Here is a 26,968-nt window from a genome sequence, read left to right as displayed (position 1 = left end):
CCCTTTGCTGACGACAATAGCACGATGGAACCACCTGATCCCTTCCCGAACTCAGAAGTGAAACATCGTAGCGCCAATGGTAGTGTGGTTCGCCCATGTGAGAGTAGGTCATCGTCAGCTCCCTATACCTAAAAGCCCCCTTGACTTAATTGTTAAGGGGGCTTTTCTTTGTGCGGGGATTAGTACTAGAAGCCAGTTATTCTTAATGAAGCGTTTGTCTATCAGTTCTGTAATTAAGTAGCAAAAGCACTAGCGCAGCCTGTGAGACTTAATCAAAGAGACGGTCCGTGTCATTGTTCGCCAAAGTTGGTGCTCTCATTACTAAGATATGTCAATTCATTGGCGCTATCCGCTGTTTTTTTATATTGTTAGGTGCTGAAGTACTAGGCTACTTGATCTCTGTCTCACGACTCTCTTATTTACTAGTGATATGGACTAGCGCTTTGGCTGTTAGCCCCATCATCGTTTTATTGTCTATCCTGATGATGTCGTTCGACTATAAAATAAGATACTTTTGAATGATTGACTTTTTTAGCTTATAGCGACCTTTTATGACCACATTATTGCCATAATAATGTGGTTTTTTTTGCAAAGTAGGCAATGGTATGATGGGGCTATCTACATTTTGTCTTTTATGAGCGCTTGCTCATACTGTATTGATTTAAATTGCGATTATACATTCGTGTTTTTATAGTACTTTTAAATCATAACTTTTTATAATAAGTGGCATCTAAATATGGCAGTTGATCTTTCTAACACCCTTATCGTCGCGATATCTGCGACGGCTTTATTTGACTTGAGCGAGTCAGAACAATATCTACAGACGCTTAGCGAGCAAGATCCACATACTGCTTTAGATAAATTCCGCGAGTATATGAAGCTGCGCGAAAGTCAGCCACTAGCGACAGGAGCTGGCTATCCTTTAATAAAAGCTTTGCTCAATCTAAATCACTGGAATCAACAGTCGCCAGATGAATATCAAAGCACTACGCCCCTTGTAGAGGTGGTGATTGTCTCCAAAAGTAGCCCTGATACGGGGATTCAAGTACTCAATGCCATTCGCCATGAAGGGTTGAACATTACGCGCTCGGCGTTTATCTCAGGCTGCGCGGTATCAGACTATATTGCAGATTTCAATGTCGATCTGTTCTTAACCACCAATCGAGAAGATGCTCAACAGGTAACGGATGCGGGTATCTGTGCTTGCGCCATCCTTGATGCTACGCCAGTGAATACCTATGAGCTAGATACCGATCAGCTACGCATAGCCTTTGATGGGGATGCGGTATTATTTGATGATTCAGGAGAGCTACTTTATAAGCAGCAGGGCCTTAAAGCGTTTCATGATAGAGAAGCTAGAATGAGTGACTTGCCTATCGAAAAAGGCCCTTATGCTGATTTACTAATTAAGCTGTCCAAACTACAAAAGCGCTTGCCAACGATGTTAACTCAGAATCCTATCTGCATTGCTTTAGTCACTGCCCGAAATGCACCAGCAGACCTGCGGGCGATAAAAACACTACGCGAATGGGGCGTTAACGTGGATTTGGCATTTTTTTTGGGTGGCTTAGAGAAGACAGCGGTATTGACGACTTTTGCTCCGCATATCTTTTTTGATGATTCTATCAAGCACATTGATGCAGCGCGGCATGCGGTACCGTCAGCGTTGGTGCCTTATCATTCAAAATCCTTGCTGAATGGTCATCACTCAAGCCAAACTAAAAAAATTTTAAATGAGTTATCAGAGCCATTGACTCCCGTAGCGCCTGAACAACCATGCAATCAAAGCGAGTAACTTTTAGAAGGTTGCCAAGATTGTAGAGTTGTTAAGATTATAGGGCGGCGCACAGCAGTCATTTTAGAGACTATGAAAACTTCTCCCATTCTCACTGTTGTCGCTTAAAATGATAGTGATAATAGCTGTTTAATTTAACACCGCCTTTTCTACCACTGTTTTTATCATTTAGTACCGAGATTAAACCCTATGAATCAAATGACTTGGCAAAACATTACCAGCTTAATTGCTCATCGAATCAAGCAAGTTGTTGGGCTGTATTTGTGGGTACTAGTGCCAATGTGGCTCATGTATTTTTTAAATACCACGCTACTGTTCGGGCTGTGGAATCGATTCGGTATTGTCCCACGTAGCTTAGATTTGGGTAGTCTGATAGGCATAGTTGCATCTTGGACGATGCATGGCAGCTTTGCTCATTTGCTGGGTAACTCATTGGTATTGATTCAGGTCTTATTTTTATTTGGACTGTTTGAGCGCCGCGCTTATCGCACTATATTGATACTGATAGTCGCCTCAGGATTTATGACATGGGGACTAGGGTCACCATTTTCGATACATATTGGCGCGTCAGGACTGGCTTTTGCCATGCTTGGATTTATGATCGGCGGTGCTGTATTCGCCAAGCGTTGGGGCTACCTGCTAGCGTGTATTATTATGGGTACAGGCTATTGGCTGACCATTAAGCAAGGGCTGATTCCGCAAGATGGTATTTCATTTGCTGGTCACTTTGGCGGTCTATGTGCAGGACTACTGCTAGGTGCTAATTCAAAGCATGATTATCCCAAAGTTAGCTATCGCTAATAGGACTGAGGCTATGTGTTTGGCGTACCCCTTAGTTTAGGGCGTTTGTTAAAAGCTTATTATTGTTAAAGATTTTGGGCCTTTGCTACCTACTCATCTAATACTTGATAAATTATTGGCAAACAGTCAGCAGTAAGGGGTCGTCAGCCGCCACTTTACGCCACTGCGCCGCTGTTAAATCAAAAATGGCATTAGTCGCTTGCGCAGAAGAATAGTCGGCTCGAGCGTGCTCGGTACAATCTATCAATTGCGCAATTCGCTTGACACTCATCCGCCGAGAAAATAAATAAAGGTTCACCAGCTTGATCTCTGGATTTTCTTTGTACCATTTTGCTTGACCGATATCCACTGCCATAAAACGTACTGTTTGTGGTTTGAGATAGGACCAAGGTCGATACCACGCTGTGTCTTCAATCTTTTTGATAACCTCAACCCCCTCTGGTAGTTTGTTGACCTCCTGATTGTACCAGTAATACTCTTGATGAATCTGAAAGGCAAATATACCCACGGCAGCAAATAGGGGAATAAGCCACTTGGGTGCGCGAAAGCCAGCGAGCTTGGCTAGATGGGTCACGATTAGTGCCATGCCTGCCATGCCAAAAGCTGCCGCCAGTGTGGCGATAAATTCATAAATCATTGGTAGTTTCCTCAACTCAAATAAAAATCACTCATAAGCGAAGTTAACTTATGAGTGATGTAGAATAATCAAATCATGTGCTCAATAGTGGCCATCGGTTAATGATCGACTGCACCGCCAGCGCCGCGAGGATAACGGACGCTTTCGACCAATTGTTGAATCTCAATCGGTGGTGCTTTGGTCATCATTGATACCACAAATGCGACGATAAAGTTGAGTAGCGCGCCGATAGCACCAAATGACAATGGTGAGATACCTAATATCCAATACTCAGCGGTATCAGGTAGGTTAGCGGTACCTGCGACAAAGAACCAGCCTTTGTACATAAAGATATAAACCAAAGTAGTGATTAGTCCCGTCAGCATTCCAGCTACTGCACCATGGTTATTGATACGTTTGGAGAAGATACCCATCATCAGGGCAGGGAACAAGGAGGCTCCCGCGATACCAAAAGCAAGTGCTACAGTTTGAGCCGCAAAGCCTGGTGGGTTGAGTCCTAACCAAGTCGCCACTGCGATCGCTACCCCCATTGAGATTCGGGCTGCGCGCAGCTCCCCTTTATCACTAATATTCGGATTAAAGTGCTTTTTTATTAAGTCATGACTAATCGCAGAAGAGATAGCGAGCAGTAGGCCTGCGGCAGTAGATAGGGCCGCCGCTAAGCCACCCGCTGCAATCAAACCGATAACCCATGGTGGTAGATTGGCAATTTCTGGATTGGCAAGGACTAGGATATCGTTATTGACATCAAGCTCGCTACCTGCCCAGCCTGCATCAGCAAACTTACCGCCCATCTGTGCATCGTGACTCGCTCTTGCAGTAGCAACTGCAGTCGTCGCTGCACCCACATCTCCGCCTTCCGTTTGAGTATTGGTAAGTGCTAGCTCAGCCGCGCCAAGCCCACTATCATTATACATCTGGATTCGACCATCATTATTGAGGTCGTTGTACTGTATTAGACCGGTATCTTCCCAGGTTCGCATCCAGTCGGGACGCTGATCATAAGGTAGAGCAGGCTCATTAACCCCTTGTGGGTAGATAGTATCAATAAGATTTAGTCGTGCCATAGAGCCAACGGCAGGTGCGGTGAAATAAAGCAGAGCGATAAATACCAATGCCCAACCAGCAGACCAACGGGCATCAGCTACCTTAGGGACAGTGAAAAAGCGAATGATAACGTGAGGCAGACCCGCGGTACCGATCATAAGTGACAGGGTGAACAGTACCATATTGAGCTTGTTTGGCACATCAGCCGTGTAAGCTTCGAAGCCTAAATCAGTGACCACTTGGTCTAACTTAGTTAATAGCGGCAGACCGGACTCAGTGTGAGTAGAGAACATACCAAAGGCTGGAATAGGGTTATCAGTCAACTGTAATGAGATAAAGACAGCAGGAATGGTGTAGGCAATAATAAGTACCACATACTGGGCTACCTGAGTATAAGTGATCCCTTTCATACCACCGAGCACAGCGTAAAAAAAGACTACAAATGCAGCAATAATTAGCCCTGTAGTATTGTCTACCTCTAAGAACCTAGAGAATGCCACACCAGCGCCGGTCATCTGTCCGATGACATATGTGGTGGAAGCAATAATTAAACAGGCCACTGCCACCAGTGCTGCGGTCTTTGAATAAAAGCGATCACCAATAAAATCAGGTACGGTAAACTTTCCAAACTTGCGCAGATATGGCGCTAGCAACATGGCCAGTAGCACATAGCCCCCTGTCCAGCCCATAAGATAAGTCGAGGAGGCATAACCCCCAGCTGCTAACAGACCTGCCATTGAGATGAACGATGCAGCACTCATCCAATCTGCGCCGGTAGCCATACCATTTAGTACAGGATGGACGCCGCCCCCCGCGACATAAAAATCACTTGTAGAGCCTGCTCGGGCCCAAATCGCAATACCAAAGTACAGAGCAAAAGATAACCCTACAAAGATGATATTAATCATAAACTGGCTCATAGGTTACTCCTCATCTAGACCATATTTTTTATCTAGCTTGTTCATGCGCCAAGCGTAGAAAAAAATAATTGCGATAAAAAATGCAATTGATCCTTGTTGAGCGAACCAAAAGCCTAGATCGGTACCACCTACGGCAATGCCAGATAATAGCGGACGCAGTAATATTGCGCATCCATAAGAGACGAACGCCCAGACGGCAAGGCAGCCGAGAATAAGACGCACATTGGCTTTCCAATAGCCGGATGGGTCAAGGTTATGATCCATAAGACAACTCCTTTTGTCAGTGAAAAATCAATTAATACCTAGAGGCAGTCAACACAAATAACTCGCTTCAACCACAAGTTAAATAGCGACACCTATTAAACACAGTACTAAATCAATGCTAATAACGACTGATGACAGTACTATTTAGAGGACTCTGAACTTTGATAGCTTTAGAGCCACTAGCGACGACCATTAAGGTCGAAGTTGGACTCATTCATAGGAGGACTCAAAGTGATAAGTGGCTTTGATCTTATAAAGCCACTCCTAACGATATGGGCAGACAATCGCGCATCGCTAAGTCACAAATTGTGTAGAGGGGGAGAAATAGAAAGGACGAACGTAACCACTCCTTGGTCTATTTGACACTCTATCTTCCTTGAAAGAGCTTAGTTAATCATTAATTTATTGATTAACAATTTTTTTAATTTATTGGTCAAAACCAATTAAGTATCTAAGCCAAATATTAAATTAACTGTAGTTAATAGTCGCTTTAATCAAATGAAACATAAAGTCCATATTACCTTCATTTGTAAGATCACCGCTTATTTACTTTAATAGGCTAAAACAAGTTCTAAACCTCATTAGTGTTATCATAGTGTATCACTTTAATGATAAAACATGCATTTTTCAACGAAATACTAAGGTGTTAGTCTATTTAATTTCGTTATTAAGGTGAGTGAGTTTGGCACTTCATAATGTACCACCGTTGTAGAGTTGTAGTTTAGAAAACGACAGTAGCTATTGAGAAAGTCGCAATATGACCTGACACTACTTGAGGGTAGAGTTTGGCTTTTACAGATACAGCGTAGAAGACTATGAAGCATGATACAAACTAAAGTCTGATAAATAAGTTGTTACAGCTGCTCTTTATGAAGTGACAGTGTGACGAGGTAATGACGTGCTGACGTAATAACATGATAAAACTGCTTAATTTTGAATACTTGAGTGTCTATGAGCATTCAAATTTATAATTTTGAATGTCAAGCTCCAGCCCCAGTGTGCTAGCGCTGGGGTTTTTATTTTGTGATTTTTATTAGAGCTTATCTCTAGCGAGAGCGCTAGCGTTATGATTGTCGTCACCCCCTCTAGCAAAACACGATATAGTAAGTTGATTATAAAAACGCTACAGCGGTACTGGGATGAATTTTTTGCAGCCTCCAACATATCGCAGCAAGCCAGAAAAATTGATGCCAGTTGTGCGTCATATTACGATGACTGCATTTTATTTAGACTCGTACTATGCATTAGTTATCAAGGAGGACTGTTAATAGTATTTATAATAGTATTTAGATTAATTTTATAAAAAATTTAGTTAATTTTACCACCTATTCAAGGCCACTGTCTGTATAAAAATTGGAATCAATAAATCCCTTGTTTACAAGCTCATAACACGTTATAAAACCCTGTCAAATTTAAGTAGCATTATAAATACTACCTTAGTCGAAGACTTAGGTTGGGTTTTGTTGCTGATATATAAGAGTTAAGCTAAAAGGACAGAGTTATGGTTGAGTGGTTTAATGAGTTGGTCAGTACCGGTGTCGGTCTGATCTGGGGTAATGATAACTGGTTAATTATGAATAACCCATGGTATGGGCTGTTGGTATTCGTACTTATCGGTGCAGGGATTTATTTCACTATTGCCTCAAGATTTATTCAAATTCGGCATTTCACTCACATGTGGGGGCTGCTTCGCACCTCAGGTCAGGGGCGAAAAGATGGCGGTATTAGCTCGTTTGAGGCATTGATGACTTCGCTTGCAGCAAGGGTTGGTACTGGTAACCTTGCTGGTGTGGCTATTGCTATCTATATTGGTGGGCCTGGCGCGGTATTTTGGATGTGGATTACGGCGCTGGTAGGAATGTCAACCAGCTTTGTTGAATCGACATTGGCGCAGGCTTATAAAGTACCGCACAATGATAACGTCTACCGTGGTGGTCCTGCTTACTATATCCAACGCGGCCTTGGTCAGCGCTGGATGGCGATTTTTTTCTCTGTGTGTTTGTTGATCGCTTTTGGTTTAGCTTTCAATGGCGTTCAGTCCAATACTATCGCCCAAGCAACCCATGAGGCATTTGGCATACCGACTTGGATGACGGGCGCAGTGTTGGTGGCTTTGGTAGCGCCAGTAGTCTTTGGTGGTCTACGTTCAGTTGCGCGAGTCGCTGGTAAGGTCGTTCCGATTATGGCGATAATGTATATCGTGCTAGCGCTATTTATTATCGTGACCAATATTACGCAGTTCCCTGCCGCCATCGCCTTGATTGTGAAGTCGGCATTTGGTTATGAGCAAGCTGCTGGCGGGGTGTTGGGTTATGGGATTGCGCAAGCGATGATTAATGGTATTAAGCGTGGTTTGTTCTCTAATGAGGCGGGTATGGGCTCGGCGCCTAATGCTGCGGCTACCGCTAAGAGTCATCCTGATCACCCAGCCGTTCAAGGCTTTATGCAGATGCTAGGGGTATCTATAGATACGCTAATCATCTGTACCGCCACTGCCTCAATCATTATCCTCTCAGGCGTGGTCAATCCAGATGTTGAGCAAGAAGGCATTCAGCTTACCCAGCTAGCACTGTCGCAGTATGTCGGTGATTGGGGTGCTATCTTTGTTGCTATCGCTATCTTCTTTTTCTCATTTACTTCTATTATCGCTAACTATAGCTATGGTGAGTCTAACTTGGAGTTTATCTCCGGTGAAAAGAGCGCCAAGGTAGCCATCATGGTCTTCCGCTTTATGGTTCTTGCTATGGTCTTTATTGGCGCGATTGCCAGTCTTCCTGCTATCTGGAACTTCGCGGATTTATCAATGGGGCTTATGGCATTGACCAACTTAATCGCTATCGTGCTATTGTCTCCTGTGGCGCTGCGTATCTTAAGAGATTATGAGCGTCAAGTGAAAGAAGGTAAGACGCCAGAGCAGATCAAGTTTGACCCTGATAAATTTATTAAGCTTAAAAACGAAGTCAACCGTGACGCTTGGAGCGATTAAGCTACGCTTTAGTTGACTACTAATAAGAAAGCCCCACTCATTGAGCGGGGCTTTTGTTAATTCTGTGATTGTATTAACGCTTACATATTTGGATAGTTCGGACCACCGCCGCCTTCAGGCGTCACCCAAGTAATATTCTGAGCGGGATCTTTGATATCGCAAGTCTTACAGTGCACACAGTTTTGTGAATTGATCACAAACTTCGCCCCATCGGCATCGCGAACCACTTCATAAACACCAGCTGGGCAATAAAGTCTCGCAGGCTCTGCGTATAAAGGTAGATTTACTTCAATCGGTACCGTAGGGTCAGTCAGCTTTAAGTGGCAAGGCTGGTTTTCAGCGTGGTTGGTGTTAGAGATAAATACTGATGACAGCTTATCAAAGGTCAGCTTACCATCGGCTTTTGGATAGTCTGGCTGATAGGCATGTGCCGCACGCTCTAACTGATCGTAATCAGGCAGATTGTCGTGGATAGTCAAAGGCATCTTGCCGCCTAGCAAATTTTGCTCAATAAAGTTAAACGCGCCTCCCATCCATTGGCCCATTCGGTGCATTGCAGGAGAGAAGTTGCGGGCTTCATAGTTGTCTTGATATAGCCACGACTGTTTGTACAAGCTGGCATAAGCCGTTACTTCGTCATGCTGACGACCCTCTTGAAGGGCTTCATAGATAGCCTCAGCTGCTAGCATTCCTGACTTCATTGAGGTATGCGTGCCTTTAATCTTCGCCGCATTCAAGAATCCAGCATCATCACCGACCAAGACACCGCCTGGGAAGGCAAGCTTTGGTAGGGAGTTCAGACCACCTTTGGTTAGCGCCCGAGCACCGTAAGAGATACGTTTGCCGCCCTCTAAGATATTACGAATCAAGGGGTGTAGCTTGAGGCGTTGCAGCTCATCAAAGGGAGATACGTAAGGGTTGTGATAGGATAAATCCATCACCATACCAAAGCTGACTTGATTGTTCTCATCGAAGTATAACCACCAACCTCCAGATGACCCGGTGTCGGTTAGCGGCCAGCCTGAGCCGTGCATGACCACGCCTTGCTCATGCTTTTCAGGCGTCACTTCCCAAAGCTCTTTGAGACCAATACCATAGTGCTGAGGATCGCTGTCTTTATCTAGGGCAAAGCGACTAATAAGACGTTTTCCTAAGTGCCCACGGCAACCTTCGGCGAAGATAGTATACTTGGCGAGAAGCTCGTAGCCTGGCTCATAGCTTGGTTTTTCTGAGCCATCTTCTGCGACTCCCATGTCCCCTGTTAAGATACCTTTTACTGAGCCATCGTCGTTGTATAAGATGTCAGAGGCAGGGAAGCCTGGGAACATCATGACTTCAAGCTCTTCTGCTTGCTCTGCCATCCAGCGCACAACATTACCTAGTGAGACAATATAGTTGCCATCATTGTGCATACTGGTAGGAATGATAGCATCTGGAAGTCGCGTAGATTTTTTGGCAGAGTTCAGCATATAAACGCGATCTTCGGTTGCGGCTACATTAAGCGGTGCGCCTTTTTCTTTCCAATCAGGAATCAGCTCATTAAGAGCACGAGGTTCAATCACCGCGCCAGATAAGATATGAGCACCAAACTCCGAGCCTTTTTCGACCACACAGACCATAAACTCATCATTGCCCGCTTCAATAGCCAGTTGGCGCAAGCGAATGGCTGCAGCAAGGCCAGAAGGACCGCCACCGACGATAATTACGTCGAATTCCATAGATTCACGTTCGACCTCAGGTTCTGGCTCAGGCTCAGGTTCGATGACGGCCTCTTCGGCAGTAGTAGGCGCTTCAGTTGTTACCGCTGCATTAGCAGGTTCTACTGCTATCTCCTTCTCTAATGCCACTGTGTCTGTTACCTGTGCGTCTTCTACAGGAGTATCAACTGCGGCGGTCTTGGGGGTTAACTCGTTGCTATCTTGCTCTTGCATAAAGACTCCTAAACTCTTGGTGGCTTATCTTATTGCTGCCAATGTCACTCATTCATTATCCGGTTGTCCCACCTGCTAACCATTCGCAGTATCTTGATTGCGATAATATAAAATCGCATTAGCGTGACTCAATGAGTCTTGCCTATGGTTTGCTCTGCGCTCAGTGATATCACACTCATAGCGTCTCGTCGCAGTCACATCACATGGCTAAATAGCGATAGACGACTCAATATCTCAATGGCTATAGAGAAGGCGATAAAATGAACGCACCGGGTGGTAATAGATAAAATAGCTGCCTGCTTTATCGAACTTTACGACCTGCTGCCGTAGTAAAGTAGACTTTGAAGGGCTGTCTTATCACTATGGTAACTAAGGCAAGGCCATCGAAAACCACAGGGATAAAAAACGTTACTCATTATAAAAGAAAAGTCCTACAAACACGATACGATTTTGCCTCTATCGATGTTATGGTAATTACTATTCGATACGGCAATACTATTATATAGATAGCTTAAACCGCAACCTAACATTACGACGCTGTTACTATTGTAGCGCTAGCATATGAGTTAGTGGCCGGTAATTTATAAATAAATGGGACTAAAAGCATGAGCAATTCTTCAATAGATTACAGTAATAAGTATAATGAAAACAATAACTTAAATTCTATAGAAGGGTTGAGTCAGTATTTAAAAGCCCACGCAGGGACTCGAGAAGGGCGGCCCATTCCACCCTTAGATAAATGGCATCCTAGCAGTGTCGGTGAGATAGATATGGTCATCAAAGCCAATGGTGAATGGTGGCATGAGGACAGTAAGGTGACTCGTCAGTCACTTGTGAGCCTGTTTGCGACAGTCCTGTGGAAAGAGCAGGCAGAAGATGGGTCGCAGCAATACTATCTCAAAACCCCTGTCCAAAAGCTGAAAATTACTGTCGAAGATGCGCCTCTACTCATTAATGATGTCGGGATAGTAAACGAAGAGGGCGAAAGCTGGCTAGAATTCACCACTTTTACTGGCGATGTGGTGCGCTTAGATCCAGAGCATCAGATTGAATTAAGAGCTTATCAGCCTAATGGACTATTAGATGACAAGCAGTCAGATGATAAGACGTTAGACACTGCTCAAGTCAGGCCTTATATGCCAGTTAGAAATGGCCTTGAGGCGCTGATTGGTCGCAATACCTTTTACCATTTGACCGAGTTGGGTGAGCTATCAGAAAAAGAGGGGCAGACGATTCTGACCCTGCAAAGCGGTGGTCAAGACTATACGCTATCAATGCCTAGTGAGTAATACTGATAGTAAGGGATGCTAAGATTAGTGATGCTAAGCGAGTAAAGTTAGAAAAACCGAGTAGCGAATGAAATAACTTATTTTTAAGCCACGTAAGCTTTATACTGCCTAGAGCAGATGACTGACGAAGTTGGCTGTTATTTTGGGTAACTATATATCTATATATCTACCATCACTAAATGTGTAGGAAGTATAGAATATCTAGCGCTGAAGAGGGCCTTTGACCTAGGTTTTTATGGATTTATCCATTCATCTAGGCGTAGAGGGTAGTATAAGGATTTTGGTAGTGTACCTGCTGTGAGACAAATGCAATTATCTGATGAGTCGGCGCCTATAGGGCTGTTTGATTCAGGCGTGGGTGGTCTGTCGGTATATCTGCATCTGGCCAAGCAGCTTCCCAATGAGCGCTATATCTACTATGCCGATACCAAAAATGTGCCTTACGGTGCGCGCAGTAGTGATGAGATTGTACGATTTACTCTTGCGGCAGTCTCATGGCTGTATGAGCAAGGCTGTAAGCTTATCGTTATCGCTTGCAACAGCGCTTCTGCTTATGCTCTAGATCAGGCGCGAAAGCTCTACCCTCAGCTGCCTATTGTCGGACTAGTACCTGCTCTTAAGCCTGCGGTATTAGCCAGTAAGACCAAGCATGTCGCAGTGTTAGCAACGCAGGCGACCTTAACAGGAAAGCTGCTTAATCAAGTCATTACGGAGATAGCGCAGCCCCTAGAGACGAGTGTCACTAAGTGCTTTGATCCGCAGCTGGTGCCTTGGGTCGAAGCAGGAATGCCAGCACAAGATGTCACTGCCTTACGTTTAAGTGAACGCCTTGATGAGTTTCACCGGCTAGGTATCGATCATCTGGTATTGGGCTGTACACACTATCCATTTTTCAAGCCCATCTTGCAGACGCAAATTGCGCAGCAAAATCTTGGCATTACCGTTGTCGACTCTGGCGCTGCCATTGCAGCTCGAGTCCAGCAGCTATTGGCCGAGACTGCGCCGCCCTCTTATCGTCAGTTGACGCTTTTGCCATCTGATACTATCTCATCACCAATGCTTGATTTTTATGCCACTAATTACTATCCGGGCATAGGCGACTTGGTACAGAGCTTGATTAGTCAGCCTGTTCGGTTATTGAGTGAGCAGTCTATTGCTTATCAGTAAAGTACAAATTAGCGGCCACTAATTACCTTTAAGTTGGCAGTTAAAAGTCTAGATTATTTAATTATTTGCGCCTGTAATTTGTTAGAATACTTTGCATGTACATTGTAGGCTTAATTCTTTACTAAACAGGCTTAAATCTAGCCATTCTGCCTTATCATGCCGCTTGTTATAGTCTGTACTGTTATCAACTATCCTCTGACGCTGAGTAAGGTTTTGGGCGGTTAAAGTTAATTATTATAATAACAATTAAGAAAGATGGTCGGCGTTGTTGAGCCGATCTCGTTAGACAATGAAGTTAGAAAAGTATGATTAGATCAATGTGACATTTACTCAATCTATAGGACGCTAGTTAGGTGCTGAATCGTCAATATCATATTCATGTTGCTTGCTCTCAAAATATGGCGGCCGAGCTTCATGATAGCCTTGTGTTATTTTTTGAAAAAAAAGCATTTTTGACTTTTGATCTGCTGACGAATAAACAGCAAGCCTTAGCTTATAGTCACCGCTGTATTGAGCGCTGTGATTATGTGTTGATAGTCATTGAGGACAGCTACGGTGAGTGTAATAGTGCTGGGGTCAGTCAATTACACTTAAGCTATTCATATGCTAGAACTAAAAAGAAACCTATGCAAGTCTTGGTGAAGGCGCAGGCAAGCGTTCAGAGTGGCTTGAATCAAAAGCGAGCTGACTTTATCAAAGTGATAGAGCAGCAAGTCCCTCAGCTTTACTACTTTAATAGCCAGCTTGAGATGTCACGGCAGCTGGCGGAGGCCTTTGCTGAGCTGACCAACAACCACGCCAGACTAGGCTGGGTGCGAGGTATAGAAGCTGCGGATACGACGAAGATGGCCGTGACCCCACTCAAGCAAAATCCGCTAGTCAATACTGTAAATAATATGAGCAGTATTGATACCACGACATACGCATTTAAAACCAATGAGCCGACAGAAACCATACGCTTTGAGCTTGAGGCAACCCCCATCGACCCTAAATATCCCGCAGCCGATAATCTACTGAAATCAAATATTGGCGCTATAGACGATATGTCATTGGACGATGTGTCATTAGACGATACGATTACTTTGAATTATTCAGCGCATGCTTATGAAGAAGGTAATCTTAGTGAGGTCAATATGACGTTAGATGTGCGCTGGGAGGCAATACTTAGACCACTGATAAATCTATCGATGCCATTTAGTGACTATGGCTTGCAGCGCTGCCTTAACGATCTTGCCGCAGGCTCTGCGAACCGAGATATCAAACTAAAAAGACCACGTGTCCATGCCATCTCTCGCTGTCAGGTCAGCTCATTAGATATAAAAAGGGTACAGCAAACGCTAGAGCACATGGGTTGGATTCGGCGGATACCGACCTCCTACCTACAATCACGAAGGCTTTGGCAAGTTAACGACGATATCGCCCTTACTCTCACCGCGGCACAAGACTAAGCCTGCCTTACCTAAAATGCTAGCTATGGTTATATTTATAGCGATCAATAGCTCTCCGCTGTCTAAAGGTCTGCTTATCCTAGCAGACAGCCGCTTATAAGTAGCATTTAAACAAAGTTAAAGATAATGTCATTATTTTTAACCTAAACTACTTTGCATAAACGCTATTCTTACAAATTTACCTTTGCGTCATCGCCGTATATTTGCTTCACTATAGGTCATTAAATCGGTATGGTTCTCAGTACTAAATCTAGCTTATGAGCCGTTAGTCCTCTGTATTTAGAGGCTATTAATACGTTAAGAAAGGCATTATAAGGTAGTAGTAGCTAGAGATAATGACAGTAAATACTGTTATAACCACACTTGAACTAACGTGATGACAGGTAAGGAGCCAATCATGAGCACTCCAAAAAGCGAAGCACTTAAACACGAAATCGATGATCTAGAAAACACCATGCACGAAGCCGATCAGTTTCACACTTTAGAAGAGCAGGTCGCTGATATGAAGCGCCGTGGTATTGACCCAAGTGCTGCCTACAAAAAGTGGGATGATGAAAAAGAGGACGACTGGGGTGATAAAAACTGGAAAGAAAATGGTAAGTGGGAACCAAAAACGCCAGCTGATTTAGACGAAAAAGCTCGTGAAAACTGGGATGGTGATAATGGTAAGCTTAATCCACCACCATTTGTTTAACTGCACTGCTAGCGTTTAATTAATGGCGAAACCACAGCTTACTGGGTCGATTAAAGCCTCATGCTTATAGCAGGCAAGTCTAAGTGTAAATACAGTTCGCTGTTTAGCCGGCTAAATGTATTTGCCAGTTGAGTAACTTGGTATATTGAATAATTTAACCTATTAAGTAGCTTAGCCTGTTCAATAATAAGCTTCGCCAAATAAAAGCCACCAAGCTTATAGTTTGGTGGCTTTTTTGCAGACTATTGGTGCAGCTTAAGCCAGTGAGCGACTATTATTCATAGCACACTTAAGAATAGTAGTGGCTTCATTCTTAAAGCTTAGCCTCGATGGCTTCACTATTGAGCACCATCATCTATACGCACCAAGCTAATCGTTCCATCAGCATTCGTCACACGGCGATAGCCTTGCTGGGATTCAATCAGCCGTGCCATATTATCAGGGCGCGTGGCTGGCGTAGGTGCTTGGTACTGCGGTACAGGACGATTGAAGTCGTTACTTGGTTGGCGATATTGACCGCTTTGCTGGCTTTGCCCATTTTGTATGATCAACTGATAGAACTTCTGACCAGCACGACCATCAGCAGGGAAGACACCACGACTGGTCTGATATTGTTGAATGGCTTTGCGGGTATTATCACCAATAATGCCATCGACTTCACCGATATCGTAGCCAGCATTCAATAACGCTTGCTGGATATCTTTGGCTTGCTGACGGCTAATACCGGGGTCATCGGTCGGCCAAGCAGTAATAAAGTCAGTCTTACTGCTGTCTTCACGAGTGATAAGGTCAGACAAATGGGCGATGGCTAGCGCGTAGTTTTCTGAAGCATTGTATGAGTAGAAGGTATCGAAGTTTTTACCCACTAAAAATGCAGGACCATTGTCACCGGCTGGCATAATAAGCCCGGCTTGGTCAAGATCATAAGGTAAGGGGCGACCATCAGCTAGGGTAAAGCCTTTGCTACGCCAATAGCTCATTGACTTTTTGTCTTTTCGATTGCTGGCTGCCCAAAATCCTGATGGCTTTTTGACTTCATAGCCCCATGGCTCACCAGTGCGATAGCCGCGTTTGTCCAAGAAGTTGGCGGTCGAGGCTAGGGCGTCTGGAACGCTATTAACCAAGTCGCGACGACCATCGCCATCAAAGTCGACGGCCAGCTCTAAAAAGGTGCTGGGCATAAACTGAGTCTGACCAAAGGCGCCCGCCCAAGAGCCGGTCATGTCGCTTGGCGCAATGTCACCCTGCTGCACAATTTTGAGCGCATTGGCGAACTCGCCCTGAAAGTAAGACTGGCGACGATCAAAGCAAGACAAGGTCGCCAATGATTCAAACAATGGCTTTTTGCCCAATGTCTGACCGAAGTTGGACTCTACGCCCCAAACGCCAAGGACGTGCTCCGCTTTGACGCCATAGCGCGCCTCAATCTGGCGCAGGGTATCGGCCCATTGATGCTTGGCACGAATGCCATCTTCGACCCGTTCTTTATCTACTAAAGAAGCTAAGTAGTCCCAAACGTCTTTTTGGAACTCTGGCTGGTAATTGAGCGAAGAGATGACACTAGGATCAGGCTGGCTAGGACGATAGTTATTGAAGGTATAGCTGTCTACACCGCTAAATTTGCTAGAGTTTTTTAGCCCGTTTAGACATTGCTGAAACTCTGCATTGGATAAGTCTGGTGCTGGAGGTCTGGCGGCATGAGCCATGCTAATACTAAGGGCTAGTCCTACAGCACTGGCCAGTGGCTTTTTAAACGAGGTTATAGCAATGTTTTTTAGAGTCATAAATATATTATCCTGAGTTTCTATTTGAGAGAAAACGTTAAACAATTGAGGTATGAGCAACGTTATAAATGTCATCAATGTCCGTGTATTACTAATAATAATATAGAGTAAGTACCATTATAAAAATGATACAGCGGTGCTGGGATGATTTTTTTGCAGCCTCTGCCGGCATGTCCGCAGTAAGCTAGAACAATTTATACCAGTTGTGCAGCATGGTATAACGACTCTATGTTATTTAGAATCGATATTAAGAGCATATCCTTTACAAACTGAGTATCGTCATTTTTATTCAATTGCACGAGAGTATCGGGTACGATTTGACAGCTCAATGGTGCGTTAAGCCTAGTATAAAAATATTTAGAACATAACGTTTGCTAATAACGTCATAGCGTAGCGAAGCTTTGATTGAAAAGGAAGCGGCGGGGCGATGTGGTTACGATAATATAGTGAAGTAACCATAAAGCCGTTACTCAGAGATGGCCTTGTAGGTACCGATTATAATTAGCAAGTTACTGATTAATCTCGCTGTATAAATCAGCTATCCTAAGAACACTATAGCATGGCAATGAAGATCCTCATCTTACGCTGCTAATTTAAACGTGTTTATAACGCGCAGTGCGTTACGACCGTTAAAAAATACGTTAAGCCGCCGCCATTAAAGAAGCGGGGCAGATCGTAATATTGACTGTATCTTAAGATGGCTATACAGCCTAATTAGAGCGGTCACTATTATATGCTTTTACCACATGATAGCAGCATTCATTATGATGACCGTCGGCTCTAGGGCTGTGTTCATAATAGCTGCTGACTTCGATATCTACAAAGCCGGTCTCAACGAGTAGCTCACGAATGGTATACGGCTCATACATGATCATTCCGGTGAAATCTAACGGCGCTGTCACTAGCGTGCGGATATCTTTAAAAGCAATCGCCACGCAGCCTCCAGGCTTTAATACGCGCCGATACTCCTGTAGCGCCGCCATGATTCGGCTGTAAAAGTAAATCACATTCACTGTGAGTATTTTTTCAAACTGATTGTCTGTAAATGGCAATAAGTAGCTATAAGCTGCCACCTTGATAAATTGGCAGTTAAACTGGGTTAGTGCCTCATTATTAAGACATAAATGATGCATGGTATGGGCATGCTCGACCCCAGTATATGTCACTCCTTCATATCGTTGCATCAACTCAAAAAGATGCTGACCGCTGGCTTGCCCTATCTCCAATAGTTGATCGTCAGGCTGGATAGCTAAGACATCAGCGGCATGAAAAATCATCGATTCATTACTCTCATACATGAGGTTGGCTAGCTGTCTACCAACAGGCCCCTCAGGTCGCGCAAAGTCCGCAGCGCTTAAGCCGTCATTGGGTAAATTCAACATAAGAGCCTCTATTACTTCGCTAAATAGTGACTATATCATTTTTTAGTTGATAATGATTATCATTTTCATTATTATGTAAATTGATTCGACAAAAGTTTTCTAAATAATTGAGTTATTCAACCTATTAACGGGACAAGTTTTTAGCAAATTAACAAGGAGCCGTCATGCAGTCGAGCAGTGAGCAGAGTCAAAATTATCCTACAGAGGTTCAACAACTGGCCAAGTTTGTGGTTCAGGCCGATAGCGCTGTGATGTCATTAGAAGCCAAGGATGAGCTAAAAAAGCGCCTTTTAGACAGTATCGGTGTCGGTATTGGTGCTTTAGAAGGCGAGCCTATTCAGTATCTGCGAACCCACATCGAAGATTTTGGCGGCAATCCACTGTCAACGATGATCGGCGGTGGTAAAACATCACCAGATAGAGCAGCACTGTACAACGGCGCGCTAACCCGCTATCTCGACTTTATGGATTCTTACTTGGCCAAAGGGGAGACCTGTCACCAAAGCGACAACCTTGGGGCAGTACTAGCAGCTGGTGAGTACGCAGACTTAGATGGCAAAGGGCTGCTGACGGCAATGGCAGTAGCCTATCAAGTGCAGGGTCGCCTGTGCGATGAGGCACCCGTTCGCGCTAAAGGCTTTGACCATACTGTCCAAGGGGCGTATGCCAGTGCGGCCGGTGTGGCAAAAGCCCTAGGATTCGATGCGGACAAAACCGCCAACGCTATTGCCATCTCAGGCACTTGCAATAACGCGCTGCGTGTCACCCGGACAGGCGCACTCTCGCACTGGAAAGGACTGGCTTATCCCAATACTGGCTTTATTGGTACGCATGCAGCATTTCTCGCCATGCGCGGTATCACAGGGCCAGAAGCGGTATTTGAAGGCAATAAAGGCTTTAAAGAGGCTATTGCCGGAGACTTTACTATTGATTGGGCGCAAGAGGATCTTGAGAACGTAAGTAAGTCAATTATCAAAAAATACAACGCTGAGATCCACTCGCAGTCGTCTATTGAGGGCGCCCTCGAGCTGCAAGCCGCTCACGGCTTTAGCGCTGAGCAAATTGAAAAAATTGAGATCGACATCTTCGATGTGGCTTATCACATCATTGGCGGCGGTGAAGAAGGCGACAAGACCATAATCCGTACCAAAGAAGAGGCCGATCACTCGCTGCAATACATGGTTGGGGTGGCCTTGCTAGATGGCAATGTGTTGCCCGCACAGTATGATCCCGAGCGTATCTTAAAAGATGATATCCAAGACCTGTTGCAACGTTTTGTGGTGCGGCCTAAGCAGGCCTATACCGACCGCTTCCCGCAAGAGGTCTGTACCGATCTGACGGTCTATCTCAAAGACGGCACGCAGTTTGCGATTACCAAGACTGACTATGAAGGCTTTAATACGCGGCCGATGAGTTGGGAGACGGTAATTAGCAAATTCAATGGTCTAACTGAACCGTTTACCAGCCAAGCCGTTCGTACACGCATCATAGAAGCCATAAAGGATATAGAGTCTGTGACGGTGCGTGAGCTGATGCAAATTCTGAGTAATCTTCAAGGTTAATATCAGCTGCATTAGCAAGTGCAGCGCCAAGTATTAACTGTCATTCGCCAAGTGTCACTCATCAATCAATGGCATATCAATGTCTAATATGACTAACATCAAGGAGTTTTCCATGAGTTATGACAATCAAGATAATGCGCAAGAACAGAAAAGAGAACAGACTGAAGTCTGGAAAAATCGTTCGTTCCCTTATGTTCCTATGAATGGCCGCGAACCAAAACCGCGAACCAAGTCTATCACTGAGATCCGTGGGCCGTACTATGCCATGGTCACCCCGACTTACACCAAGGAGCTGTTAGAAGGGATGGGCGAGCACGTTGATGGTTTTAAGTTTGCGGGAGGCTCTTTTTCTTTAATGCCTGCCGACTATGTCAAAAAGCTCAATAATATCTGCCATGATCATGGTGTCTATGTCTCTACTGGAGGCTGGATTGAAAACCTTCTGGTGCGTGCGCCGAATCATATTGATGACTACATAGCTGAGTGTAAAAAGCTGGGCTTTGATATGATCGAGTTATCGACTGGCTTCATTCAGCTAGCCATTCCTGACCTACTGCGACTGATCGAAAAGGTGCAAAAGGCTGGCATGAAAGCCAAGCCTGAGATTGGGATTCAGTTCGGCGCGGGCGGCGACTCTACCAAAGCGGAGCTTGAAGCCGAAGGCACCCGCGATCCACAGATCCTAATCGACACTGCCAACGCTTGCCTTAATGCGGGTGCGTCTATGATTATGATTGAGTCCGAAGGCATCACTGAGAATGCAGATCCTTGGCGTACCGATGTGGCGGCAAAAATCATGAATGAAGTCGGTATGGAAAACGTTATGTTTGAGGCCGCAGATCCACAAGTGTTTGACTGGTATGTCAAAAACTATGGTATCGATGTCAATATGTTCATCGATCACAGTCAAATCGTCCAGCTTGAGTGTCTGCGCCGTGGTATCTGGGGGATGAAGAGCACCTTTGCTCGAATCACTTCGCACCGTGACTATTAACGACAAGTATTAAAGTAGTTTAAATAAAAATAAACCCTGCTTTGTGCTCGATATAAGGCAGGGTTTATAATTGAAACTACTACTATAATCTTTTTAGCCTTAATACCCACTAAGCGAAGCCAGAGACAAGAGAGTAAGAAGGCCTAAACCGAACCCAGCATACGCCAAGAAATCGTCTGCTAATAGGTGCGATATGCTCAAAAAGTGGTACTAAATAACGGCGAATACCACGAGGGAATAGAAAGGATTCAAAAAAACCTCGCTTTTTAAGTGATAATTCTGTAATAATTAACCAGACCTTGTCGGGGTGTCCCAAGCGATTGCAGCAAGCCAAACAATCGAAACAATCGAGAATTGGGACTGAGATCATACCCGTGAACCTGAAGCAGTTTGCACTGACGTAGGAAACAAGTATGAACAGCACTACAATGCGTTATTGCGCGTGGCGTTTTCGTGCCCGTGGAATAGCGCGATGATTAGCATTCAAATTAGCGACTTTTCACTATCTTATCCTAAGCGCCCTCTATTATCTGGGCTTGATCTTAGCGTAGAGACAGGTCAGTGGGCGTGCCTGCTAGGCCGCTCTGGCTGCGGCAAATCAACACTCTTGCAAGCTATCGCCGGGATAAATCATGGGGCTTTGCAAAGTGGTGAGATAGTACTGCGCCCAGCCGCCTCAGGATTAACCCCGCCAGATACCACGAGCAGCAGTGCGAGTCCCAATACCAGTATCAGTACTAATACTAATCGCAAAGTTAACGGCAGCGTTAATGGTTCGGTTGATAATAATACTGGTACTGCAAAAATTGCCTATATGGCGCAAAAAGATGCCTTGCTACCTTGGTTATCGCTGCTTGAAAATGTTCAATTCCCCCACCGTTTAAACCATACCCGATCTAAGCAAACCACTGCCAAGGCCCGCGCTCTGCTTGAGGACGTCGGGCTTTGTGATCATGCCAACAAAAAACCTTATGAAATCTCTGGCGGTCAGCGCCAGCGGGTCGCTCTTGCGCGCACGCTAATGATCAATGCCGATATCGTACTAATGGATGAGCCATTCTCAGCGCTTGATGCCATCACTCGGCTCGAACTCCAAGCACTAGCGGTCAAGTTGCTGCAAGACAAGACCGTATTTTTAATCACTCACGATCCGATTGAAGCCATTCGGCTTGCCGATGTGATCTATGTAATCCGCGAGCATAGCCTGACGCCTGCCTTTATTCCAGAAGGACCGAGACCTCGCTTTGATCCGCAGATGGCGCAGCCGCAATTACAAAAAGCGCTGTTGGAGGCGCTACTGTGAAAGAGTTGATATGAATAAAGCTGTTATGAATAGAGCTGTTTTAAAGAAAGCTATGAGATCTCTATTAAAAGCCAGTGTAATTACCGCCGTACTGATCGGTCTGTGGCAGCTGATTATTACCGTGTTTGCCGTACCACACTTTATTGTCGCCTCACCGTTATCAGTGGCGCAGACGTTGATAGAGAAGTGGTCACTGTTTGCCCAGCACGGCAAGGTTACACTGATTGAGATTTTACTCGGGCTGGTTTTCGGCTTTGCATTGGGGCTGACTTCCGCGTTATTGATGATGTTATCTCGCCGCTTGTCACGGGTAATGATGCCGGTATTTGTCATCTCGCAGGCTATTCCCGTGTTTGCTATCGCCCCGCTACTGGTACTTTGGCTCGGCTACGGCATGGCCTCAAAGGTAGTGATGGCGGTGCTGATCATCTATTTTCCAGTGACGGCGACCTGTTATGACGGTCTGCGGAATGCCCCTGTGCAGTGGCTGGATCTTGGACAGAGTCTCTCTGCCAATCGGTGGCACACGCTATATCACATCCGCCTGCCAGCCGCGTTGCCGTCCATGGCTTCAGGACTGCGAATTGCCACCACTTTTGCGCCTATTGGGGCTGTTGTCGGAGAGTGGGTAGGCGCGGCAGAGGGTCTTGGCTATCTTATGCTGCAAGCTAACGCTCGAATGCAAGCACCGACGGTTTTCGCGGCCTTATTTGTCTTGGTAGCGATGTCACTTACTATTTATTTTACGGTGGATTATTTGCTAAAGCGGCTCATCCCTTGGCAAAAACACCTTTAGGTTTAGCTCTAGTTTAAGGAGTATCAGATGGCTTTTTTTGACCAGTTTAAAGAGCAGTGTCCCGATTGGGAGTGCTATGTCGATCACGAGTTTGTTCGGCAATTGGCTGATGGCAGTCTGCCTGAGGCAAGCTTTAAGCACTATTTGCAACAAGACTATGCCTTTTTAATCCAGTTCATCCGAGCTTGGGCATTGGCGCTGTATAAGAGTCGAACGCTGGGCGAGATGCGTGAGGCGCAGGCTGGGATCAATGCACTGCTCGATCTAGAGATCGATTTGCATATTAAATACTGCCGGGAGTGGGGCATTAGTGAGTCTGAGTTAACTGCGCTTGATGAGTCAGCCGCGTGCGTGGCTTACACGCGTTATGTTCTCGATTGCGGGATGAGTGGCGGCTTAGCAGAGCTTTATGCAGCCCTTTTACCTTGTATTTATGGCTATGCGGAAATCGGTCAGCGCTTGTCACAGCAAGATGCCGATAAAAAGTCAATTCATGGTATTAATCCTTACCAATCATGGATCGATATGTATGCCAGTAGTGAGTATCAAGCAGTAGCAGAGGCGGCAAAGGCTAAGTTTGACCAGCTTTGCATGGAAGCAGCCGAGCCACAACTTGCCCAGTTGCAAAAGATTTTTAATACCGCAACTCGAATGGAAGTGGCCTTTTGGCAAATGGGACTAGATCTAAGTTAAGGGGCAAGCAGTATCTCTTAATCATCACCTCAAAACATGCTTGGTTAAGCGGGCTAACTATAAGATTTTAAAATTCTAACTTAAAAGGACAAGGTTATGAGTGAGCAAAAATTTAGCGAAGAAGTGCGCTGTTATGGCGAGCCTTATTGGAGCGCCGCGACGGATCATGTTTTTATTCGAGAGATGGTCACTGGTGAGCTGTCATTAGATGCGTTTCGTCATTATCTCATTCAGGACTATGCCTTTTTTAGACATTTTACTGATCTTATCGCCCACGCCATTGTCCATGCTCCTGAAATGGCGCAAATTCACCAACTATCAGGTTTTTTGAGCGATGTTACTGATGGTGAGAACGACTATTTTATACGCTCGTTTGCTGAGCTTGGCGTGACCGAAGCGCAGTATTTAGATCCGCCATTAAACCCTGTGATGCAGCGCTTTACCAAGGTCATTGAGCAAGCGATTGAGCGCGGCTACCACGACTGCTTAATGGTGCTGCTCTGCGCAGAATGGGTGTATTGGTCTTGGGGCGATAAATATCGTGAGTGTGAGCCCAAGGCGTTTTATTTCGCTGAGTGGCTCAAGCTGCATAACCATACTGGCTTCACAAAGTTCGTCTCGTGGTTACGATCTGAGGCGGATCGCTTGAATACCTTAGACACTGCTGAACAAGCGCGGCTAAAAGAAGTGTTCCGTACATGCTGCCAGTTTGAAGAAGACTTTTTTACTTATGCCTATCAGCAAGGCCAGTAGCAACCTCAACAAATTTAACAACAAATTTAACAATAGGTTTTAAACCGCACTTATCAGCAGCTATCAATCATTGCTCATCACAAAAAGGGAATTACTCATGAAAAACTATATATTAAAGGCCGCACTGATCACGGTGCTAAGTCTGTGCTCCACTGTCACTTTTGCCAAAGATAAGGTAACGGTATTGCTAGATTGGTTTGTCAATCCTGATCATGCCGCGCTGATTGTCGCCAAACAAAAAGGATTCTTTGCTGCGGAAAATCTCGATGTGGAATTTATTGAACCTGCTGATCCGTCAATGCCGCCTAAACTTGTCGCTGCTGGCAAGGGTGATCTGGCCGTGGATTATCAGCCGCAACTGCAGATGTCAGTAGATGCAGGGCTACCGATTAAGCGTATCGCCACCTTAATCGATTCGCCGCTCAATACCTTGACGGTGCTCAAAAAAAGCAAGATTAAAACTATCGCTGATCTCAAGGGTAAGACAATTGGCTATTCAGTCAGTGGTATTGAGCAAAGCTTGCTTGCTGCTATGCTAGCAACTGAAGGCCTCACCCTAAAAGACGTGAAAATGATTAACGTCAATTTCTCACTAGCACCTGCTTTGATTACTGGCAAAGTCGATGCGGTGATTGGTGGTTATCGTAATTTTGAGCTTAATACGCTAGCGCTAGAAGGGCGACCTGGCCGCGCATTTTATGTAGAAAAGCACGGCGTTCCCTCCTATGACGAGCTAGTATTAATCAGCGCCGCAAACAAGGTAAATGATCCGCGATTTAAGCGCTTTGTGACCGCATTAGAGAAAGCCACCATCTATACCAAAAAACATCCAAAACAAGCTTGGCATGCTTTTCAGTCTTATAAGCCAAACGACTTAGACAATGCGCTAAACCGCCGTGCGTGGAATGATACGGTGCCACTATTGGCGACGCATCCGCGATCACTAAATAAGGGTAAATATCAGCGAATGGCGCAGTTTTTACAGCGTAACGGCATTATTAAAACCGTTAAGCCCGTTAGCACTTATGCGGTGCAACTTGCCAAATAAGTTAAGTAGGTTATCGCCAAGTTTAAAATTATGCATAAAGCCATAATGGCTTTAGCATACGCTATAACGCTATTTTGTACTGGGCTGTTAGCCTAATAAAAGCCGCACTTGATCGCCGTTTAGCAAGCTCTCAGAGACTCGGTGATTGAGTCGGCTATTTCTAGCCGTGTTTCTTTAATAACCACACCAAGCTGCGTCCAGGCGTTCCGTCTCTAAGTAGGGCTTCTAAATAGATATCTTCGAGGCAGTCAAGTTGATAATGAGCGCCGTAATAGGTCTGCAATTGCTCAGTAGTGATGACAAAAGGTGGGCCAGGGCGACGCTCTTGATCAAAATCAAAAGTAATGACTAGCTGGCGCGCGCTGTTGGTTAAGTCAATCAACTGCTGGGTGTAACGGGAGCGTAAATATTGCGGCGGCGTATCAGGCAGAGCGACTAGAGCGGCGCGGTCATAGATGGCGTCGACAGGCCCGATATCGCGAATGGTCATCTCTAAGATATCGCCGACCCAGATGTCAATATTGCGCCCAGCGTATTGAACATAATAGTGGGTAAGGTGCCGGTGCTGAGTGATGCTTGGTATGACGTCTAGGGCTTCAAATAATCCTACGACTGCACTCTCAACCAGCTCAATACCGACCACGTCATGCCCTTGACGGGCTAACCAGCCAATGTCGCACGTCATGCCGCATAAAGGTACGAATATCCGGCTACCGCTAGCCAAATCCAAGGCATAGAAATAGGTAGCTAGCTTTGGATTAACTTCAGGCTCATGGAAGCCAATTTTTTTATTCGCCCATCGGTCTTGCCAGAATTTAGCTTCCATATTCTCGATCCTTGTTATTGGGTGTCTATTACTATAGTTCAGCAAAGCGATCTTGAGTAACGGGCTAGGGTAATAAATAAGCTGACGCTGAGCAAAGTATAGCCCAGCACCGAGCAAAATATAAATTGACAGTAGATGATTACAACAGCACCAATAATTTTAATCAGCCCCTGTTCTCTGGTGGCTTTTGTTAATTGGCAAGTTAATTTGCCACATACTCGTTAAACTCTTTACGAAGCTTAGCAAGCTTTGGCGGAATGGCAAACTGGCAGTAGCCTTGGTCAGGGTTTTTGTTAAAGTAGTCTTGATGATAGTCCTCAGCTTCGAAGAACTCACTTGCCGGATGTACTTCTGTCACGATGTCGAGACCCATATCACGAAGTTTATTGATAGTACGGTCTATGGTCGGCTTCTGCTGCTCACCGGTGTAAAAGATGACTGAACGATACTGACTGCCGACGTCATTGCCCTGACGGTCACGAGTGGTAGGATCATGGGTGGCAAAGAAAATATCTAAAATGACTTCCAGCGGAGTTACAGACTCATCAAAATCAACCTTAATAACTTCGATATGGCCCGTATCACCGCCACAGACGGCATTATAATTTGCCGTTGCTGCATCACCGCCTGTATAGCCTGACGTCACCTGCTGCACACCTTTGACCGATAAAAACACCGATTCAGTACACCAAAAGCAGCCACCGCCTAAAATAATGGTTTGCATAGTTTGCTCCTTATTATGGGACATTATAAAATGTCAATCGCCAATAGTATTCTAATAGCATTGACGCTTATTAAGCTTAGCAGGCGCGCCGCAGTAACTGAGTAACAATCAGTAAAAGTCAGCC

The 26,968-nt window shown here is 45.1% G+C and carries 22 protein-coding genes and 1 rRNA gene; 15 read left to right on the top strand and 8 right to left on the bottom strand.

The window, feature by feature from the left end; genetic code table 11:
- Positions 1 to 6 precede the first annotated feature (6 nt).
- The 3 genes from rrf to EGV92_RS04740 all read left to right on the top strand — a co-directional run bounded on the left by rrf (position 7) and on the right by EGV92_RS04740 (position 2,596).
- A 5S ribosomal RNA gene (gene rrf, locus EGV92_RS04750) occupies positions 7 to 120 on the top strand.
- Positions 121 to 736: 616 nt separating this feature from the next.
- Positions 737 to 1,795, top strand: coding sequence for a 5'-nucleotidase (locus tag EGV92_RS04745; RefSeq protein ID WP_131668029.1), 1,059 nt, complete (start codon positions 737 to 739; stop codon positions 1,793 to 1,795).
- A gap of 189 nt (positions 1,796 to 1,984) precedes the next feature.
- Positions 1,985 to 2,596, top strand: coding sequence for a rhomboid family intramembrane serine protease (locus tag EGV92_RS04740; RefSeq protein ID WP_242678601.1), 612 nt, complete (start codon positions 1,985 to 1,987; stop codon positions 2,594 to 2,596).
- A gap of 112 nt (positions 2,597 to 2,708) precedes the next feature.
- Here the strand turns inward: EGV92_RS04740 and EGV92_RS04735 are convergent, their stop codons facing one another.
- The 3 genes from EGV92_RS04735 to EGV92_RS04725 form a co-directional block, all read right to left on the bottom strand.
- Positions 2,709 to 3,233, bottom strand: a complete 525-nt coding sequence (locus EGV92_RS04735) for a hypothetical protein (protein WP_131668028.1) — start codon at positions 3,231 to 3,233, stop codon at positions 2,709 to 2,711.
- Between the two features lie 98 nt (positions 3,234 to 3,331).
- Positions 3,332 to 5,200 (bottom strand): sodium:solute symporter family protein, encoded by a 1,869-nt coding sequence (locus tag EGV92_RS04730; RefSeq protein ID WP_131668027.1) that lies wholly within the window; start codon positions 5,198 to 5,200, stop codon positions 3,332 to 3,334.
- Positions 5,201 to 5,203: 3 nt separating this feature from the next.
- Positions 5,204 to 5,464, bottom strand: coding sequence for a DUF4212 domain-containing protein (locus tag EGV92_RS04725; RefSeq protein ID WP_131668026.1), 261 nt, complete (start codon positions 5,462 to 5,464; stop codon positions 5,204 to 5,206).
- Positions 5,465 to 6,965: 1,501 nt separating this feature from the next.
- Here EGV92_RS04725 and EGV92_RS04720 point away from each other — a divergent pair.
- Positions 6,966 to 8,450 carry an alanine/glycine:cation symporter family protein gene (locus EGV92_RS04720; protein WP_131668025.1) on the top strand — a complete coding sequence of 495 codons (1,485 nt, stop codon included), beginning with the start codon at positions 6,966 to 6,968 and terminating at the stop codon, positions 8,448 to 8,450.
- Positions 8,451 to 8,530: 80 nt separating this feature from the next.
- Here the strand turns inward: EGV92_RS04720 and EGV92_RS04715 are convergent, their stop codons facing one another.
- Positions 8,531 to 10,168 carry an electron transfer flavoprotein-ubiquinone oxidoreductase gene (locus tag EGV92_RS04715; protein ID WP_131668118.1) on the bottom strand — a complete coding sequence of 546 codons (1,638 nt, stop codon included), beginning with the start codon at positions 10,166 to 10,168 and terminating at the stop codon, positions 8,531 to 8,533.
- A gap of 818 nt (positions 10,169 to 10,986) precedes the next feature.
- Here EGV92_RS04715 and EGV92_RS04710 point away from each other — a divergent pair.
- The 4 genes from EGV92_RS04710 (at position 10,987) to EGV92_RS04695 (ending at position 14,979) form a co-directional block, all read left to right on the top strand.
- A complete protein-coding gene (locus tag EGV92_RS04710) occupies positions 10,987 to 11,670 on the top strand; it encodes a DUF1285 domain-containing protein (RefSeq protein ID WP_131668024.1) in 684 nt (227 codons plus the stop codon).
- A 306-nt stretch (positions 11,671 to 11,976) separates the two neighbouring features.
- Positions 11,977 to 12,837, top strand: coding sequence for a glutamate racemase (murI, locus tag EGV92_RS04705; RefSeq protein ID WP_131668023.1), 861 nt, complete (start codon positions 11,977 to 11,979; stop codon positions 12,835 to 12,837).
- Between the two features lie 353 nt (positions 12,838 to 13,190).
- Positions 13,191 to 14,285: a DUF4062 domain-containing protein gene (locus EGV92_RS04700; protein WP_131668022.1), complete on the top strand. Its 1,095-nt coding sequence runs from the start codon at positions 13,191 to 13,193 to the stop codon at positions 14,283 to 14,285.
- Positions 14,286 to 14,682: 397 nt separating this feature from the next.
- A complete protein-coding gene (locus EGV92_RS04695; RefSeq protein WP_131668021.1) occupies positions 14,683 to 14,979 on the top strand; it encodes a hypothetical protein in 297 nt (98 codons plus the stop codon).
- A 338-nt stretch (positions 14,980 to 15,317) separates the two neighbouring features.
- Here EGV92_RS04695 and EGV92_RS04690 read toward each other — a convergent pair whose 3' ends face one another.
- Both EGV92_RS04690 and EGV92_RS04685 read right to left on the bottom strand, forming a co-directional pair.
- Positions 15,318 to 16,763 carry a lytic murein transglycosylase gene (locus EGV92_RS04690; protein ID WP_131668020.1) on the bottom strand — a complete coding sequence of 482 codons (1,446 nt, stop codon included), beginning with the start codon at positions 16,761 to 16,763 and terminating at the stop codon, positions 15,318 to 15,320.
- Between the two features lie 710 nt (positions 16,764 to 17,473).
- A complete protein-coding gene (locus tag EGV92_RS04685; protein WP_131668019.1) occupies positions 17,474 to 18,145 on the bottom strand; it encodes a class I SAM-dependent methyltransferase in 672 nt (223 codons plus the stop codon).
- Between the two features lie 164 nt (positions 18,146 to 18,309).
- Here EGV92_RS04685 and EGV92_RS04680 point away from each other — a divergent pair, with 164 nt between their 5' ends.
- From EGV92_RS04680 to EGV92_RS04650, 7 genes are all read left to right on the top strand, one after another.
- Positions 18,310 to 19,707: an MmgE/PrpD family protein gene (locus tag EGV92_RS04680; RefSeq protein ID WP_131668018.1), complete on the top strand. Its 1,398-nt coding sequence runs from the start codon at positions 18,310 to 18,312 to the stop codon at positions 19,705 to 19,707.
- A gap of 112 nt (positions 19,708 to 19,819) precedes the next feature.
- Positions 19,820 to 20,701 carry a phosphosulfolactate synthase gene (locus EGV92_RS04675; RefSeq protein ID WP_131668017.1) on the top strand — a complete coding sequence of 294 codons (882 nt, stop codon included), beginning with the start codon at positions 19,820 to 19,822 and terminating at the stop codon, positions 20,699 to 20,701.
- A 472-nt stretch (positions 20,702 to 21,173) separates the two neighbouring features.
- Entirely contained in the window at positions 21,174 to 22,004 is an 831-nt protein-coding gene (locus tag EGV92_RS04670; protein ID WP_131668016.1) for an ABC transporter ATP-binding protein, read from the top strand.
- A gap of 52 nt (positions 22,005 to 22,056) precedes the next feature.
- Positions 22,057 to 22,800, top strand: coding sequence for an ABC transporter permease (locus tag EGV92_RS04665; RefSeq protein WP_131668015.1), 744 nt, complete (start codon positions 22,057 to 22,059; stop codon positions 22,798 to 22,800).
- Positions 22,801 to 22,827: 27 nt separating this feature from the next.
- On the top strand, positions 22,828 to 23,493 hold the full coding sequence (tenA, locus tag EGV92_RS04660) for a thiaminase II (protein ID WP_131668014.1): 666 nt from the start codon (positions 22,828 to 22,830) through the stop codon (positions 23,491 to 23,493).
- 96 nt (positions 23,494 to 23,589) lie between these two features.
- A complete protein-coding gene (locus EGV92_RS04655) occupies positions 23,590 to 24,246 on the top strand; it encodes a TenA family protein (RefSeq protein WP_131668013.1) in 657 nt (218 codons plus the stop codon).
- A 97-nt stretch (positions 24,247 to 24,343) separates the two neighbouring features.
- Complete coding sequence (locus EGV92_RS04650) at positions 24,344 to 25,294, top strand: ABC transporter substrate-binding protein (RefSeq protein ID WP_131668012.1); 951 nt, start codon at positions 24,344 to 24,346, stop codon at positions 25,292 to 25,294.
- Positions 25,295 to 25,454: 160 nt separating this feature from the next.
- Here the strand turns inward: EGV92_RS04650 and EGV92_RS04645 are convergent, their stop codons facing one another.
- Together EGV92_RS04645 and msrA are read right to left on the bottom strand one after the other, a co-directional pair.
- Positions 25,455 to 26,120: a class I SAM-dependent methyltransferase gene (locus tag EGV92_RS04645; protein WP_131668011.1), complete on the bottom strand. Its 666-nt coding sequence runs from the start codon at positions 26,118 to 26,120 to the stop codon at positions 25,455 to 25,457.
- A gap of 202 nt (positions 26,121 to 26,322) precedes the next feature.
- Positions 26,323 to 26,844: a peptide-methionine (S)-S-oxide reductase MsrA gene (msrA, locus tag EGV92_RS04640; RefSeq protein ID WP_131668010.1), complete on the bottom strand. Its 522-nt coding sequence runs from the start codon at positions 26,842 to 26,844 to the stop codon at positions 26,323 to 26,325.
- Positions 26,845 to 26,968: the final 124 nt, after the last annotated feature.

The organism is Psychrobacter pygoscelis (genome assembly GCF_004335015.1).
Classification (GTDB): domain Bacteria; phylum Pseudomonadota; class Gammaproteobacteria; order Pseudomonadales; family Moraxellaceae; genus Psychrobacter; species Psychrobacter pygoscelis.
The sequence above is the reverse complement of the archived record's forward strand: the minus strand, read 5'-3'. Positions and strand labels throughout refer to the sequence as shown.